This window comes from Streptomyces sp. NPDC090741, from assembly GCF_044769045.1.
Taxonomy (GTDB): domain Bacteria; phylum Actinomycetota; class Actinomycetes; order Streptomycetales; family Streptomycetaceae; genus Streptomyces.
Window position 1 is genome coordinate 254,756 of record NZ_JBIVXF010000008.1, and the last position, 13,283, is coordinate 268,038.

The window sequence follows — 13,283 nt, forward strand, 5'->3', positions numbered from 1 at the left end:
ATCCCCGCAGCAACTTCCTGCTGCCGTCACTCGGTGATGGTGAACGGCGTGTCCGCGGTCCGCTTGCTGTCCAGTCCCTTGGCCTCGACGGACCTCTGCTGGTTGCCGACGCCCTCCGCAGGAACCTTGATCTCCGCGACGAAGCCGCCATCGGCCGAAGCCGTGACATCCCGGAGCTGCCACTCCTTGCCGTAGCTGCCGTTGAAGATGAGGCGCACCCGCTCGCCCGCCGCGAAGCCCGAGCCGGTGAGGTTGATCACCGTGCCGCTGGAACCGCTGTCCGGGTTCGCCTCGACGCGGGCGCTCTTCGATGCCTTCGGTGCCGGGCTCAGGGCCGGCAGGGACTGGACCGGCTTCGAGGCCGCCGGGGAGGGGCTGGGCGAGGCTGCGTGCGGCTGGGCAGAAGTGACAGCGGCGGGGCCCGGCTGCGCCGCGGGCTTGCCGTCATGGCTGCCCACCGCGACGGCGGCGATGACCGCGGCCACGATGGTGGCCCCGGCTGTGATCAGCGCGCCGATCACGGCGCCCCGGTTCGGGCCGGGGCTCGGCGGCTGGGCCGGCGGCGGTGGAAACGGGGGACGAGGCGCGTGGGCCGGGGGCGGGGGCACAGGGCCGGGCGAGGGACCCGGGCCGCCGAGTTCGGACACCGCACAACCTCCAGGACAATGATCTGATCAGATGCGATCACCTTATCCATGGTGACCAACAGTCAGCTTCGCCTTATTCACGGGTAGTTGCCGATACATCAGTACTGTCCGTGGGCTCGCGGCACACTGCCTGGGCAGCCCCGGGCAGGGTCGGGGCGTGAACGAGCCGGTGAACCGCGACCCACTTCCCGGGCCGACACGGACCCGATCGACCCGGGCACCCGCCACGTGGTCACTGACGGCACCCGCTCTTTACACGATCCCGCAGGCCCCAGCAAGCACCGCCGCTCGGCCTCCCACCCGGCGGACCGCAGCGCGTCTGCAGCGCCCACAACCCGCTCTCGTGGCGGCACGCGCCCAACCCGTGCCCCATCCGCGCCCTTCGGAGCGGCGAACAGCGGACAACACCGGACTTCGAAGGCATCTCCGACCGCAGCACCTGGGGAGGGTTTGCGCAGGTCAGACAGGATGCGAGGCGTTCACACGTCGGTGATTCCCAAGCTTATGGCGCGGGTTCGATTCCCGTCATCCGCTCTTTGAAAAAGGCCCAGGTCAGCGACCTGGGCCTTCTTCATTGTCCTGACCTCTCGGAGCCCGCGCGCCATGTGTGTGCCACACATGCCGTACCAGCGGGTCAGATTGAGCCCGCCTCGCTCGCCGACGCCTTGGCAGTCGCGAAAATTCGGTCCAGGTTGTGGCGGAGTACCGCGATGGCCGACTCCGGGCTCCGCTGACCCACGAGGATGCTGGTGCCCATGGTCGCCGCCATTGCAAGCAGACTGATCGCCTCCGTGCGCGCGGCGATACCGGGATCGGCCAGGCCTGACGCCTGGGCCTGTTCGAGCAGCCCGGTCAGGGCGTTCTCGGCGGCGTCGGGGTTGTCGATAAAGGGCTGGGCGGCCAGCGCCTCGTCGGTCACGGACAAGATCGCGTAGGAGCTGTAGAGCAGGTGAAAGGTGCGGCTCTCCTCATCGGTCGGAAGGGAGGCCAGAAGCAGCGCCTCGATGGTCGCGCGCGGGCCCGGGTTCGCACCGGCGGCGCGGAGACGGACACTCACCCGCGCGGTGAAGCGGTCGGTCAGGTGCTGGAGCCCGTAGAAGAGCAGCTTCTCCTTGGTCTCGAAGTAGTACTGCACGAGCCGGAGCGACACGCCGGCCTCCGCGGCCACGTCACGCATGCCGACGGCGTGCAGCCCTCGCCGCCCCGCGACCTGGATGAGCGCCTCGGCGATCTGGGCACGCCGTTCCTCGTGGTCCACGCGCTTTGGCATGCGTCGATGTCTCCGCCCGTCGGTGGTGGGTTCGCGGTCCGGCCTCCCCGGACCCCTTTATGGTACTGCCGTACCATCATCGTGGTACGGTCGTATCACGAAGAACGGATCTTCCCGGAGGTGCCCCGTGCCCGAGAACACGACCCGTGTACGCCGCGATGTCGGCCGCTACGTCAACAACGCCCTGCGCGAGCGCTACTTCGCCGCCGCCGACGTGCTCTTCGCGATGGGGGCGCCCCTCCGCTCCGAGACGGACGTCGAGACCAGCTTCGGCACCACGCACATCTACCGGTACGGACCCACGGACCCCGCAGCCGAGTCCCGTACGCCGATCGTCCTGATCCACGGCGCCGGCTACAGCTCGGCGATGTGGTACCCCAACACCCCCGGGCTCAGCCTCGACCGCCCCGTGTACGCCCTCGACACCCCCGGCGACGCCAACCGCAGCGTCCACCGCCAACCCATGTGGCAGCCCGAGCGGGCCGCCCAGTGGATGGACGAGGCCCTCGACGCGCTCGGCCTCGACAAGGTCCACCTCGTCGGCTCCTCCTACGGCGGCTGGCTCGTCCTCAACCAGGCCCACCGGCGCCCCGAGCGGCTCGCCTCGGTCACCGCCCTCGACCCCGGCGGCCTGGAGAAGGTGGGCCTGCGCTTCTTCGTCTGGATCTTCATCAGCCTGTTCGCCACCTTCGCCCCCAAGGCCCTGCGCCCCCGGCTCGCCAAGTGGCTGGACCAGCCGGTCCTCGCCATCCCCGAGATGCGCGAGTGGATCCAGCTCGGCGCCCGCGCGTACCGGATCCGCCGCCCCGCACCTCTGCCGCTGGCCGAGGACGAGCTGCGGTCCATCCGGACTCCGCTGTACTTGATCATGGGCAAGCACAGCCTGCTCGTGCACCCCAATCGGCAGCTGGAGCGCGTACCGAGGCTGGTGCCGGGCGCCCGCGCCGAGATCATCTCCGCGACCGGGCACGGCCCCCAGATCGATCACCCCGACGTGGTCAATGCCCGGATGCTCTCTTTCATGGAGGACGTCGACTGCCTCGACCCTGCCGCGGCCGACGCATAGGGGTACGGCAGGGAGCGACCGCGCGGTCGGCGCCCACTCCGTGCCACAACGTGCCCGTGGGGGCGGTGCACAGCGGTCAACACGGGGTCCGCAGACGCACCCGGGGCGGGTCTCCCTGCGAATGTTTCCGCTGGTCAGAGGGCAATTGAACACCCCAAGTGCCGAGTGATTCCCAAGCTTATGGCGCGGATTCGATTCCCGTCATCCGCCCTCGCCGGGCGTCAGGTCGGGCTGAGGGTGGTACGCAGCAGGTCCAGGAGGAGGGTGGCTGCGGGGCTGGACAGGGCGTTCGTCCGCCACGCCAGAGCGACCCGGCCGCGTAGCTGCGGCTCGGCGATCTCCAGCGTCCGCAGCCCGAAGGGCGACGCCGTGCCGGCGGGAAGCACCGCCACGCCGAGACCGCGGGCGGCGAGCTGCGCGAGGAACAGCGGAGCGGCTGCCTCGAAGGCGATGCGGGGCTGGAACCCGGCCCGCTCGCAGGCACGGTCGAGTACTCCGCGGATGCCCGTGCCACGCGGCAGGCTGATCAGCGGGCGATCGCGGAGCTCGAGCAACGGGACGCTCGTGCGGTCCGGGGGCGTGAGCACGGGGTCGTCCGGGGCAACGGCCGCGACCAGCGGTACGTCGACCAGGACGTGGAGGGATACGCCTGGCAGGGGCTCCTCGTCCGCGAGCCCGATCACGGCGATGTCGAGTTCTCCGCGGTGCAGCGCGGCGAGCATCCGCTCCGAGGTGTCCTCGGTCAGTGCGATCTCGATCTTGGGGTGGTCCTCGTGGAAGCCGGCCAAGACAGCGGCCAGGCCGAACTCATGGGCTGCCGCGGCCGCGCCCGAGACGAGGCCGAGGGTGACCTGGCCACGGAGCAGCCCGGTGAACTCCTCCGCGGTCTGCCGTACCGCTTCGACGGCGGCGAGCGCGGCCCGCGCATACGGTAGTACGGCCTCGCCCACCTCCGTCAGGGTCACCGACCGGCCGGAGCGGTCGAGCAGCGGATGCCCGAGTTCCTTTTCGAGCTGGCGGACTTGGGCACTCACGCCCGGCTGCGCCAGGTGCAGACGGGCGGCGGCGCGGGTGAAGTTGGCTTCCTCCACGACGGTGACGAAGTACCGCAGCTGCCGAATGTCCATAACTGATCATTCTAGTTGCGAGACATACAAACTCTTGGACTTATGGCGGGCGGGCCCAGAGCCTTGAAGTCATGGGGAACACGACGCACCGGAGACCGACGGCGGACATCAGAGCCGCGATCGCAGCCGAACGCCGGGAGCTGGCGGCCGTGCTGGACGGCTTGTCGGACGAGGAGTGGGACGCGCCGACGCTGTGCGGCGGGTGGCGGGTCCGGGAGGTCGCGGCCCACATGACGATGGGGTTCCGGTACTCGCTCCCCAGGATGGCGCGGGAACTGATCGGAGCGCGAGGCAGCCTCGACCGGATGACCGATCGATGCGCCCGCAAGGACGCGGCCGCCCATGCGCCCCGTGCGCTCGCCGCATTCCTCGGCGCCAACGCGGACCACCCCTGGAAGCCGCCGGTCGGCGGGATCGAGGCGGCCTTGGGCCACGACGTGATCCACGGCCTGGACATCACGGTCGCGCTGGGCCTCGGCCGCCGGGTTCCCGAGGACCGCGTGCGCATCCTCCTGGAGAGCGTCAACGCCAGGACACTCAAGTTCTTCGGAGCCGACCTGGGCGGCATCGAACTCCGCGCGGAAGACCTTGACTGGTCCTTCGGCACCGGAACGCCCCTGTTCGGCGACGCGCAGGATCTCCTCCTGCTCGCATACGGCCGACGGCTCCCCCCGGGACACCTCCGCGGCGAACCGTGCGATCGCTTCCTCGCTGTGCAGACGTGCGACGGTGGTCGGCTGCCACGTGACCGGAGACCTTCGAGGGAACACGAGGACCGCCCGTGACACACCACAGGTCCGGCTCGGATCCTCCCCCGCCGCCTCCCCCGCCGCCTCCCTCGCTCAGAACCGCCGACCGGACCTCGACCCACAAGCACCCATTCATGGAGCCGACGAACATGCGCATCCGACTCGTCCAGGGAATCGCCCTGCTCGCCACCGGCCTCCTCGCCGGCGCCTTCGGATACGGCGCGGCCAACCTCGTTCCCACCTTCAACGCAGTACCGCTCGACATGCGGCTGTCATTCCACGCCGAGCTGATGAAGATGAACGGGATCACCATGCAGGCGGCGATGGCCGTATCGGCGCTGAGCTCCCTCGCTCTCGCGACCTTGACGCGCGGCCGCGCCCGGCTGATCGCGGGTACGGCAGGGCTGCTGACCCTCGCGTCCTTCCTGATCACCCGGCTCGGCAATGTGCCGATCAACGGCCGGATCAAGGAATGGGCGATCACCTCGGCCCCGGTCGATCACGCGGCGATCCTGCGGCGCTGGGAACTCTTCAACAACCTGCGCACACTCACCGCCCTCACCGCGTTCGCTCTCCTGATCACCCTCTCCTTCAGGCAACCGACGGCCGACCGGAAGCAGCTGCCCACCCCGGCCTGAAGGAAACCGTCCAACGATCGTCGCTCAGCGGGCGGCCGGCTGATCTGCGGCGGGTGCGGGAGCGCGCTCAGATCCGGTCGATGGCGTTCGTGTCGAGCGTGCCCGAGGTGATGCGGGTGGCGAGGTCGGAGAGTTTGATCCGGTGGGTACGGGCATGGCTGCGCAGGGCGGTGAAGGCGGCGTCGGGGTCGGTCTGCCAGCGTTCCGCGAGGATGCCCTTGGCCTGTTCGATGGTGATGCGGCTGTTCAGCGCCGCTTCCAGCTGCTGGTGTTCGACGGTCTGGCGGTCGATGGTGCGCTGCTGGAGGATGGCGATGGTGGCGACGTCGGCGAGGGTCTGGGCGAGGCGTACGTCGGCGGGGGTGAGGGTTCGGGTGCGCTCGTGGAAGAGGTTGAGGGCGCCGATCACCTGGTGGCGCAGGCGCATGGGCAGGGCGTGGGTGGTGGCGAAGCCGGCCTCGCGGGCGCGGGCCGCGAACGCGGGGAAACCGGCAGTGGCGGCAGGGGTGTTGAGGTCGACGTTGAGCCAGGTCTGCCCGGTGCGGTGGCATTCGACGCAGGGGCCCTCGTCGTGCTGGAGGGCGAAGAGTTCCAGCAGCCGTGTGTGCTCGTCGGAAGCGGCGATGAGTTGGAGGGTGTCGCTGTGGTCGACGAGCATGACGCCTGCGGCGGAGACGTCGAGGAGCTCGACGCAGCGTTCACACAGCCTCTGCAGGAAATCGATCAGGTCGTAGTCGTCGAGCATGGTGTCGACGGCCTCGACGACGACTTCCAGGACGCGGGTCTCGCGGTTCATGGCCTTCACTCCTTCGTTCGGCCAGATGCGTCCGGCTCCGGTTGTTCTCGAAAATGCACCCGTCGGGCCACCACGTCGGTGGCGACGTCTGCCACCGGGCGGTCGTGGCGGTAGGAGTAGGCGCGCAGGAGCAGCAGGGCCTGGGCGAGGGTGACGCGGGCCTGCACGCTGATCATGCCGGTGGCATGGTGCACGGCCGCCCGGTGGAAGTTCGAGGATTCCCCGGCGGTGGCCGACCTCTGGGCCGTGGGGGTCCTGTCGAGGATGACGGCAAGCATGGCGGCCGCCAGGAGCCGGGCGTCCAGGAGGGCCGGGGCCGTCATGGGACCGGGCGTGGCGCGCTGGAAGGTCACCGTGCCCAGGCAGGCGCCGCCCAGGTGCAGGGGCATGCAGAACACCGTCCGGACACCGAGCGCGACGGCTTCCGCCATCAGCACCGGCCAACGGTCCGCCGTCATCGTGTGCAGATCGGGCTCGGTCACGGAGGTGAGGCCGGCGGCCGCGTCCCAGGCGGGCCCCTGTCCGAGGGTGAACTGCAGGTCCTCGAACCGGGCGCTGACACCTGGTGAGGACCAGACCAGCTCGCTGAAGCCCTGCGACGTGGTGAGGGAGACCGCGATGCCGTCGAAGCCCAGCACGATCGCGCACCGGGTGGGATCGCCGCCGAAGAAGTCCGCGCTGCCCGCGTCGGGACGCAGGTCGGCGAGGACGGTGGCCATCTCCGCGCTGCCTGCCATGCGTCACACCTCCCCGCCCCCGATCCCGCAGGCCGCGAGGTCATCTCCAGCGTAGACCTGATCAAGGCTCCCGGCGGAGCCTTCCGGACCGCTGGGCCCGGGCCGGGCCGCACCGATGCGTGTCCGTCCGAACAGAGAAACGTCACTCCCTCAGCGATCGGGTGAATGCGCTGCGTCACGGCTGCCGGTATGCCATGTGTGTTGCCACCATGGGTCCCGGCCAGCTGCTCGCGGCCCGTCACCGCTGTGCGACCGTGCCTCCTGCACGGGCCGTTGCAGTCGGGTGCGGGGCGCCGGCACGGCCGTCCGTGATCACCCAGACCCTGTGATCATTCGGTCCTCGCTGTCACCCGGACCCCGTGGCCGCAGAGGGCATCTCAATGATCACCCGGACCCCGTGATCGCTCCGCCCGTACGGGTGCACGGCCCGACGGCTGTGGACTTTCCGTGCGGCACCGGCCCGTGTGAAGGGCCGGTGCCGTGCCTCGGTCCGCATCCCCGTGATCCGCGCACCCCGTACCCGTGGTGCGGCGCCGGCTACCGCGCCGGACCACGGTCATGCACCGCCGGACCGTCGACGGAGCAGGCCGGGCCGACGCGCCCGGGCACGGTCGACCGGCGGTTCCCGCGCCCACCCTCGGGGTGTGGACGCGGGGGCCACCGGCGGCGGACGCGGTGATCCACCGGCTGACCGCGCTCAAGGCGCCCAAGCGGACGCTGACCGCGGACGATCCCAGCAACGTTGGCCACCCCGTCCCGATGGGCGGGCGGCGTGGTGCCGTGGGTCCACGTTGAGGACGCCGCCGAGGCCACCGTCGCCGCGCCGACGCGGGGCCGGGCGGGCCGCGAAGTACGAATGGGTGCCGCGGACGACGGCGTACGCGGCGGCGGGCGCGGCCTGGTCGGCATGCGGGAGCGGGCGATGATGCGCCGGCGGAGGCGCCGGCCGCGATCCGGGCCCCGGCCGGGGCCCGGCCCCGCTGGCGGGGGTGGCGGAGCGGGCGCGCGCGGTACTGGAGTTGATCGCGCGGGGACTGTCGGCCGACCAGATCACCGCGCGTCGGCACCTGAGCATGGGCGCCGTGTCGTGCACGGTGTTGAGCGCCGGGCGGAGAGCGGCCCCGGCTCGCATCGGATCGCACGGAAGTTCCCCGACCAGACCGCAAGCCAGTGCGGGTTTCCGCGCAATATGCCGCCCGGCGTGTGAATGTGCCGGGGTCGTTGCGTCGCGGGCGTCTGGGTGGGCGTCATCCGTGTGCCTCGCTTCGCAGGCGACATGATGCGGGCCGTCGCTGTGCGTGTCAGCGTGATCCGAGAGGAATCCGTACCCCACGCACCAAGAGGAGTCGCCGTCATGGACGGTACGCAGGACAAGCACCAGGAGCCGGGCAAGGGCCGCGGGGCGCAGGAACACCATCGCCGCCCGGGAGACCCCGCGCAGCCCCAGCCGGGCAAGCAGTCCCGCGAGAGGGGCCAGAAGCCCGGCCAGAAGGAGACCTCGCGCCGCCGCGAGGACGACCTGCTGCGCGAAGAGGATCTGCACGACGAGGGGCTCTGACCAGCGCACCACGCACGCGATTCGAGGTCAGCCTGCCGCATCGGCGGCGCTGTCCTCGGGTTCGGGTGTGGTGGCGATGAGGATCTGAGCGGCCTGCGTGATGTTGTCGGCTTGGACGGCGCGGGCCATCGCTTCGCGGGCGGCGCCGGCGGTGGTGTCCGGAGGAATCACCAGCAGGGCGAAGTGGTCGTTGTGGCCGCGGGTGATGAGGACGGTGTCGTCGCCGACCGGGTCGGAGTCGAGGCGCACGACCTGGTCGTCGATGACCAGGCGGGTCGGGAGGCCGTTCCAGGCGGACGCGTCCACGCCCACCCGGGTGATCGGCCCGAGGTGCCCGGTCAACACGCTGATCAGCGCGGGCAGCTCGGTCTCGATGTCGCGCGTGCGCGGCCACCACGCGCCGTCCAGCAGCCCCTCCCGGGACTGCGTGGTCTCCAGTCGCAGCAGGGCCGTGCCCGGCTTGATCGCCTCGTGGATCGCATCCGGCAGGAGCAGTGGGGGCGTGCGGGGGATGTCGGAATCAGCCATGTGGGTTCGCCCGTCTACGGGTGCGGCCGGACTCCGTCGCAGGTCGGCACCGGTGCCGTGCCGGCGTCGGCGTCATCGCCGCCGTCGGTGCCGGCGTCGGATGCCGGTCGAGGGACGTGCGCGGATCTTTCGCCCTTTCACGGTACTCCCACCGCCCGCTCCACCGCCCGCCGGAAAATACCTGGTCAGATCGACCATGGCCGGCCGAACAGGCGTACGCTAAAGGCACCGGGAGTATTTCGCACACCGGCTTTCACGCGGGTGTCATTTCCGGCGATCGCCTAAAAACCGGGCTGCCGACGGGCAGTCCGGGGGCAGGTCCACACCATGACCAGCATCCTCGACCGGACCGCGCCCCGCGACCTCGCCGCAGAAGTCCCGGCTCGCTTGTCCCTCACCCCGAAGACCACGCTCGCCGGCCGGCTGGACGGGGCCTGGTGGCCCCACTCCCGCGACCTCGAAGCCGAGCTTCCACCGCTCGTCGCCGCCCTGGAGGAACCCTGGGGCCGCGTCACCCGCGTCACCGTGAACCCCACCCGCTGGCCCGTCGTACCGCACACGGTCGCCGTGGACGGGCACAAGGTGCACGTGGGCTGGTTCACCGAACAGGACCCCGACAAGCTGATCCTGCTCTCCTACGGCATCGGCCGCTGGGACCTCCTCGTCATCCCGCCCGAGACCGAACCCGCCGCCGCGGCCCGGCTGATGGCCGCCGCCGCGATTCCGGGCAGCGTCCTCACGGCAGGCGTCCTGATGGCCAACGAAACCGTCATCGGGCGCGGCATCCGCGATGCCCGCCGCCGGGAAGCCACCTGGGAGAGCGAAGGCGGGGCCTGCATGTCCCCCTTCGGGAGCCCGATGGGCCGATCCGCGCTGCCGCTGCCCGCAAACGGCTGGAGGTGAGATCCGTGGAGACCGTCATCCTCATCGCCGTGATCATCCTCATGATCGGCATCGGAATGCGCTGGATCCACCTGCTGAACGCCCAGCACGACGCGCGGATCGAGGCCTACCGCTTCAGCGCCCCCCTGCCGAGGCCTCCTGGCCTGCCGGACGACACCGGTCGTCGAGCCCACCACACGGATGCCGACCGGTGAGGAACGGACCTTCCTCCGACCGGGGGCAGCGGTCGGGGCGCCACGGCGCCCCGATCCGCCGGCCTATCGCCCGCCCCGAAGGGAACCACGCCCACGTGAAGTACATAGAGACCCAGACGCTGCCCTCGCTCGGGCACGCGGAGGTACGGATCATCGCGCACACTCCCGAAGCCGCCCGAGCGGTCGCGGAGGCGCTCCGCCACTGCTTCGCCGGAGCGGAACAGCGCAGCTACCCCGGTCTCGACGGCGACACCCGCCTCCACCTCACCGTGGACACGGCAACACCCGCCGGTCCCGCCCGCTCCTGGCTGGCCGCCAGTAGAACCCCCGTCGGCACCGGCGCCCACTCCGACGAGATCTGAGAAGCCCCGACCGGCCCCGGAGCCGGGCCGCACACGTACGAAAGGACGCGGTCATGGCCACGCTGCGCGAACGCAAGAGCTACCGCGATCAGGTGCTCCGGGTCCTGTACGAAGCCGTCGAGGGCAACCGCCTCCTCGGCATCACCGGAGCGCAGCTGCGTCGCGACCTCCACGTACCGGAACAGGACCTGGCCGCCGCCTGCACCTACCTGGCGGGCGAAGGACTGATCACCGTGGACTGGGAGCCGGGCAACACCCCCGCGATGGTCACCCTCACCCACGAGGGAATCCGGCACATGGAGTCCGACGAGGAGGGGACGGCGTAAGGCACCCCCTAGATGCGGGCGAACGTCTCGGTCTGGTGGGCGAACTCCTGGGCCATGGCCGCGCTGACCGTGGGCTTGGTGTCGCCGATGGTGCCCAGGTAGTCCTCGGTGGTGGGGCGGGCCCGGGTTCCGGTGTCGAAGGTGCGCTCGAACTGGACTTGGGAGACGGTACGCGCCACATGGGCGATGTCTGCGGGGGTGAACCCCTCACTGGCGGTCGCCAGCACCGCGCTGTCGGCCTCCGCGCCCGCTCGGGCCAGGTAGCTCTCCCACAGCGCGGTCCTCGCGCGGTCATCGGGCGGGCCGATCGGCAGCACGTAGTCGAAACGGCCGTGCCGCAGGAACGCGGAATCGAGCGTGGTCACGTCGTTCGTGGCGCAGACGAGCAGCCGCCCGTCCTGGCTCCGGAACCGGACGATCGCCTTGAGCAGTTCGTTGACGACGCCGACCGCAGTCGCGTCCGCGCCGCTGCGGGTCCCCGCGATCTCCTCGACCTCGTCGATGAAGACCAGGACGTGGTCGAGCCGGGCGATCTCGTCGAAGCGCCGGCTCAGCCCGCTCGCCAGCCCGTACTCGGCGGCCAGCCGGGCGGGGAACAGTTCGAGGAAGGGCCATCCCAGACGGCTGGCCACCGCGTGCGCGAACGTGCTCTTGCCGGTTCCGGGCGGACCGAACAGCATCACCGCCCGCGGCAGCTCCACTCCGTGCAGGGTGGCCAGTTCGGGATGGGACAGCGGCAGGACCAGGCGCCGCTCGATGAGCTGCTTCTCCCTCTGCATGCCCACGACCTTCTGCCACAGTCCCCCGGGCGGCAGCTCCGCTCCGAGCGACGAGAGCATGCTGACCGCCTGAGGAGTCACCCGCCCGCGCTTCTCGAAGAAGACCAGGCCCGGACGGGCGCCGAAGCCGCAGTTGTGCAGCGCGGTGGCACCGGTCTCGCCGTCGGGCAGGAGTGCGTGCACCGTTCGAACACCACCGGCGAACAGCCGGTGCTCCAGGGCCGTGATCAGGTCGCTGCCGAGCCCCTGGTGCCGCCAGGCAGGCGCCATGCTGATGCGCAGGATCCACGCCCGGTCCCCCTCCACCCTGCTCACCGCAGCGCCGACCACCACCTCGTCCGCGGTGGCCACCACCGCCGGGTGGAGAGCCTGGAGGGCCGCCACGGCGTCCGAGAGCGGGAAGAGAGGTGGCTCTTCGACCCTGCTGCTCTCCGCATCGACTCGGATCACCGCTTCGAGATCGTCCTGGGTGTAGTCCCTGACACGCCAACCCGTCATGATCAGCTCCGACTGTTCGGCCGTACTCCCATCATCGGCCGATGTGCGCGGGACGCGCGCGGCAGGGGCCGTGTGCCCCAGCCGCGCCCTTGAGGGCAGTTTTCGCAGGTCAGGCCGCACGCGCTGTGCGGGGTTCCGAAGTCAGTCGTCCAGGGCAGGGCCCAGGTTGATCTGGGCGAGGCGCTCAGGGTCCGTGAGGATGTCGAGCGCGACGATCTTTCCGTCCTTGACGGTGAACGCCATGAGCGACAGGGGCTTGCCGTCCGCCATGGCGAGTGCCCCGGGGATGCCGTTGACCAGGACCGGGACGGCGGCCGCGGCGAAGCGGGCGAAGGCGATCGCGTTCGAGGCGACGTCGGTCGCGCCCCGCCGGACTCCGCTGGGGCGCAGCGTGCCGCCGTCGGAGCGGGCCACGACATCGGGGTCGAGGAGGTCGACGAGCGCGTCGAGGTCCCCGCCGCGGGCGGCGGTGAGGAAGGCGTCCACGACCTCGCGGGTGCGCACCAGGTCGAGATCGGGGGTGGGCGCGGCGCCCTCGACCCGGCGCCGGGCGCGGCTGGCGAGCTGCCGCGTGGAGGCGGCGGTACGGCCGAGCACCGGGGCGATCTCGTCGAACGGGACCGCGAAGAGGTCGTGCAGGACGAAGGCGAGCCGCTCGGCCGGGGCCAGCGTCTCCAGGACGACCAGCAGGGCTATGCCCACGGAGTCGGCGACGAGTACCTCGCGCTCCGGGTCGATGCCGGCGAGCCCCGTCACGACGGGGTCGGGCAGCCGGACGTACCCGTCCTGGTCGTACAGCGGATCCTCGCGCCGCGAGGTGCGCGAGCGCAGCATGTCCAGGCACACCCGACCCACGACGGTGGTCAGCCAGCCGCCCAGGTTCTCCACGGCGGAGACGTCCGAGCGGCTGAGCTTCAGCCACGCCTCCTGTACGGCGTCCTCGGACTCGCTGAGCGAACCCAGCATCCGGTAGGCCACGGCCCGCAGGTGGGGGCGGTGCTCCTCGAAGCGCCGGGCCAGGGTGTCCTGCTCGCTCACCGGTCACGTCCTCGTATCGCGATCGTCAATGCACCCAAAGACGCTAACCGGATGCCGCACCGCCGGA

At 70.8% G+C, this 13,283-nt stretch carries 16 protein-coding genes; 8 read left to right on the forward strand and 8 right to left on the reverse strand.

Annotated elements, in window-relative coordinates; translation table 11 throughout:
- Positions 1–26: 26 nt before the first annotated feature.
- Both ACIQU4_RS22940 and ACIQU4_RS22945 read right to left on the reverse strand, forming a co-directional pair.
- Positions 27–521: a hypothetical protein gene (locus tag ACIQU4_RS22940; protein WP_403733661.1), complete on the reverse strand. Its 495-nt coding sequence runs from the start codon at positions 519–521 to the stop codon at positions 27–29.
- Positions 522–1,281: 760 nt separating this feature from the next.
- A complete protein-coding gene (locus ACIQU4_RS22945) occupies positions 1,282–1,917 on the reverse strand; it encodes a TetR/AcrR family transcriptional regulator (RefSeq protein ID WP_403733663.1) in 636 nt (211 codons plus the stop codon).
- A gap of 127 nt (positions 1,918–2,044) precedes the next feature.
- Between ACIQU4_RS22945 and ACIQU4_RS22950 the strand changes: the two genes are divergently transcribed.
- Positions 2,045–2,983, forward strand: coding sequence for an alpha/beta fold hydrolase (locus tag ACIQU4_RS22950; protein WP_403733666.1), 939 nt, complete (start codon positions 2,045–2,047; stop codon positions 2,981–2,983).
- A 221-nt stretch (positions 2,984–3,204) separates the two neighbouring features.
- On the opposite strand, the gene ACIQU4_RS22955 is transcribed toward ACIQU4_RS22950, so the two are convergent.
- Entirely contained in the window at positions 3,205–4,110 is a 906-nt protein-coding gene (locus ACIQU4_RS22955) for a LysR family transcriptional regulator (RefSeq protein ID WP_403733669.1), read from the reverse strand.
- A 71-nt stretch (positions 4,111–4,181) separates the two neighbouring features.
- Here ACIQU4_RS22955 and ACIQU4_RS22960 point away from each other — a divergent pair, with 71 nt between their 5' ends.
- Both ACIQU4_RS22960 and ACIQU4_RS22965 read left to right on the forward strand, forming a co-directional pair.
- Positions 4,182–4,895: a maleylpyruvate isomerase family mycothiol-dependent enzyme gene (locus ACIQU4_RS22960; RefSeq protein WP_403733672.1), complete on the forward strand. Its 714-nt coding sequence runs from the start codon at positions 4,182–4,184 to the stop codon at positions 4,893–4,895.
- A gap of 113 nt (positions 4,896–5,008) precedes the next feature.
- Positions 5,009–5,497 (forward strand): DUF1772 domain-containing protein, encoded by a 489-nt coding sequence (locus ACIQU4_RS22965; RefSeq protein WP_403733674.1) that lies wholly within the window; start codon positions 5,009–5,011, stop codon positions 5,495–5,497.
- Between the two features lie 67 nt (positions 5,498–5,564).
- Here ACIQU4_RS22965 and ACIQU4_RS22970 read toward each other — a convergent pair whose 3' ends face one another.
- Together ACIQU4_RS22970 and ACIQU4_RS22975 are read right to left on the reverse strand one after the other, a co-directional pair.
- Positions 5,565–6,293 carry an ANTAR domain-containing protein gene (locus ACIQU4_RS22970; RefSeq protein ID WP_403733677.1) on the reverse strand — a complete coding sequence of 243 codons (729 nt, stop codon included), beginning with the start codon at positions 6,291–6,293 and terminating at the stop codon, positions 5,565–5,567.
- Positions 6,294–6,298: 5 nt separating this feature from the next.
- Complete coding sequence (locus ACIQU4_RS22975) at positions 6,299–7,030, reverse strand: ANTAR domain-containing protein (protein WP_403733679.1); 732 nt, start codon at positions 7,028–7,030, stop codon at positions 6,299–6,301.
- A 1,354-nt stretch (positions 7,031–8,384) separates the two neighbouring features.
- Between ACIQU4_RS22975 and ACIQU4_RS22980 the strand changes: the two genes are divergently transcribed.
- Positions 8,385–8,588, forward strand: a complete 204-nt coding sequence (locus tag ACIQU4_RS22980) for a hypothetical protein (RefSeq protein WP_403733682.1) — start codon at positions 8,385–8,387, stop codon at positions 8,586–8,588.
- 27 nt (positions 8,589–8,615) lie between these two features.
- Here ACIQU4_RS22980 and ACIQU4_RS22985 read toward each other — a convergent pair whose 3' ends face one another.
- A complete protein-coding gene (locus tag ACIQU4_RS22985) occupies positions 8,616–9,116 on the reverse strand; it encodes a DUF5994 family protein (RefSeq protein WP_403733685.1) in 501 nt (166 codons plus the stop codon).
- A gap of 327 nt (positions 9,117–9,443) precedes the next feature.
- Here ACIQU4_RS22985 and ACIQU4_RS22990 point away from each other — a divergent pair, with 327 nt between their 5' ends.
- From ACIQU4_RS22990 to ACIQU4_RS23005, 4 genes are all read left to right on the forward strand, one after another.
- Positions 9,444–10,019, forward strand: coding sequence for a DUF5994 family protein (locus ACIQU4_RS22990; RefSeq protein ID WP_403733688.1), 576 nt, complete (start codon positions 9,444–9,446; stop codon positions 10,017–10,019).
- A 5-nt stretch (positions 10,020–10,024) separates the two neighbouring features.
- On the forward strand, positions 10,025–10,213 hold the full coding sequence (locus ACIQU4_RS22995; protein WP_385587599.1) for a hypothetical protein: 189 nt from the start codon (positions 10,025–10,027) through the stop codon (positions 10,211–10,213).
- A gap of 95 nt (positions 10,214–10,308) precedes the next feature.
- Positions 10,309–10,575 (forward strand): hypothetical protein, encoded by a 267-nt coding sequence (locus tag ACIQU4_RS23000; protein WP_403733690.1) that lies wholly within the window; start codon positions 10,309–10,311, stop codon positions 10,573–10,575.
- Positions 10,576–10,628: 53 nt separating this feature from the next.
- Positions 10,629–10,901: a hypothetical protein gene (locus tag ACIQU4_RS23005; RefSeq protein WP_403733692.1), complete on the forward strand. Its 273-nt coding sequence runs from the start codon at positions 10,629–10,631 to the stop codon at positions 10,899–10,901.
- Positions 10,902–10,909: 8 nt separating this feature from the next.
- Here the strand turns inward: ACIQU4_RS23005 and ACIQU4_RS23010 are convergent, their stop codons facing one another.
- Both ACIQU4_RS23010 and ACIQU4_RS23015 read right to left on the reverse strand, forming a co-directional pair.
- Entirely contained in the window at positions 10,910–12,178 is a 1,269-nt protein-coding gene (locus ACIQU4_RS23010) for an ATP-binding protein (protein WP_403733695.1), read from the reverse strand.
- A gap of 141 nt (positions 12,179–12,319) precedes the next feature.
- Positions 12,320–13,216: a sigma-70 family RNA polymerase sigma factor gene (locus ACIQU4_RS23015; RefSeq protein ID WP_403733698.1), complete on the reverse strand. Its 897-nt coding sequence runs from the start codon at positions 13,214–13,216 to the stop codon at positions 12,320–12,322.
- Positions 13,217–13,283: the final 67 nt, after the last annotated feature.

Excerpts from the sequence above, each read along its gene's own strand:
- ACIQU4_RS22945 (WP_403733663.1), bottom strand. The coding sequence starts at position 1,917 with ATGCCAAAGCGCGTGGACCACGAGGAACGGCGTGCCCAGATCGCCGAG.
- ACIQU4_RS22955 (WP_403733669.1), bottom strand. The coding sequence starts at position 4,110 with ATGGACATTCGGCAGCTGCGGTACTTCGTCACCGTCGTGGAGGAAGCC.
- ACIQU4_RS22960 (WP_403733672.1), top strand. The coding sequence starts at position 4,182 with ATGGGGAACACGACGCACCGGAGACCGACGGCGGACATCAGAGCCGCG.
- ACIQU4_RS22965 (WP_403733674.1), top strand. The coding sequence starts at position 5,009 with ATGCGCATCCGACTCGTCCAGGGAATCGCCCTGCTCGCCACCGGCCTC.
- ACIQU4_RS22970 (WP_403733677.1), bottom strand. The coding sequence starts at position 6,293 with ATGAACCGCGAGACCCGCGTCCTGGAAGTCGTCGTCGAGGCCGTCGAC.
- ACIQU4_RS22975 (WP_403733679.1), bottom strand. The coding sequence starts at position 7,030 with ATGGCAGGCAGCGCGGAGATGGCCACCGTCCTCGCCGACCTGCGTCCC.
- ACIQU4_RS22980 (WP_403733682.1), top strand. The coding sequence starts at position 8,385 with ATGGACGGTACGCAGGACAAGCACCAGGAGCCGGGCAAGGGCCGCGGG.
- ACIQU4_RS22985 (WP_403733685.1), bottom strand. The coding sequence starts at position 9,116 with ATGGCTGATTCCGACATCCCCCGCACGCCCCCACTGCTCCTGCCGGAT.
- ACIQU4_RS22990 (WP_403733688.1), top strand. The coding sequence starts at position 9,444 with ATGACCAGCATCCTCGACCGGACCGCGCCCCGCGACCTCGCCGCAGAA.
- ACIQU4_RS23005 (WP_403733692.1), top strand. The coding sequence starts at position 10,629 with ATGGCCACGCTGCGCGAACGCAAGAGCTACCGCGATCAGGTGCTCCGG.
- ACIQU4_RS23010 (WP_403733695.1), bottom strand. The coding sequence starts at position 12,178 with ATGACGGGTTGGCGTGTCAGGGACTACACCCAGGACGATCTCGAAGCG.